The sequence below is a fragment of the Streptomyces sp. NPDC057271 genome (genome assembly GCF_042668715.1).
Classification (GTDB): Bacteria; Actinomycetota; Actinomycetes; order Streptomycetales; family Streptomycetaceae; genus Streptomyces.
Genome location: NZ_JBHUYJ010000266.1, coordinates 1 through 1,066 on the forward strand (window position 1 = coordinate 1; position 1,066 = coordinate 1,066).

1 protein-coding gene is annotated in these 1,066 nt (G+C 65.9%); it reads right to left on the reverse strand.

Annotated features, from left to right (window positions below):
- A partial coding sequence (locus tag ACFUJR_RS39375; RefSeq protein WP_383181805.1) for an IS630 family transposase occupies positions 1–1,035 on the reverse strand: 1,035 nt, incomplete at its 3' end.
- Positions 1,036–1,066: the final 31 nt, after the last annotated feature.

Consider the following 1,066-nt stretch of genomic DNA (forward strand, 5'->3'; position numbering starts at 1 on the left):
AAGGATCTCGTCCGCAGTCTTGGTCCACACGTAAGGTTTCGGGTCGCTGTTCCACGTGGCGATCCAGTCGCGGATGTCCTTCTCCAGGGCCTGGACGGACTTGTGAACGCCTCGCCGTATCTGCTTGTTGGTCAGCTCGGCGAACCACCGCTCCACCAGGTTGAGCCAGGACGATCCGGTGGGCGTGAAGTGCAGGTGGAACCGGGGGTGTGCCAGCAGCCACTTCTTGATGTCCGGGGTCTTGTGGGTGGCGTAGTTGTCCAGCACCAGGTGGACCTCGAGATCGGCGGGCACTTCCTTGTCGAGCTTGACGAGGAACTTCTTGAACTCCTCGGCACGGTGGCGGCGGTGCAGGGATCCGATCACCTTGCCGGTGGCGACCTCGAGGGCGGCAAAGAGGGTGGTGGTGCCGTGCCGGACGTAATCCGCCGTCCGCCGCTCGGGCACCGCCGGCATCATCGGCAGCACCGGCTGAGACCGGTCCAAGGCCTGGATCTGCGACTTCTCGTCGACACAGAACACAAGGGCCCGCTCCGGCGGATCCAGGTACAGGCCGACGACATCGTGAACCTTGTCGACGAAGTACGGATCCGTCGACAGCTTGAACGTCTCGGACCGATGCGGCTGAAGGCCGAACGCCCGCCAGACACGCGACACCGTCGACTGAGACAGACCCGTCTCCTTGGCCATCGACCGCGTGGACCAGTGCGTCGCCCCCTTCGGCGTCGACTCCAGCGTCTTGGTGACCAAGGCGGCGACCTGCTCGTCCGTCACCGTCCTGGGCCCGCCCGAACGCGGCATGTCCCCAAGGCCCGCGATCCGGTACTGCACGAAACGGGCCCGCCAGCGGCCTACCGCCTGAGGCGTGGAACCCACCAGGGCCGCAACGTCCTTGTTCGTCGTGCCTTCGGCGCAGGCCAGGATGATTCGGCAGCGCAAGGCCCACGCCTGAGGCGTCGAACGGCGCCGCACCCAGCCCTCGAGCGCGGCCCGCTCCTCATCGGTCAGCACCAACTCGGCCTTCGGCCGCCCCATCGCCATACCGAAAGCCTACATCTAAACAGAA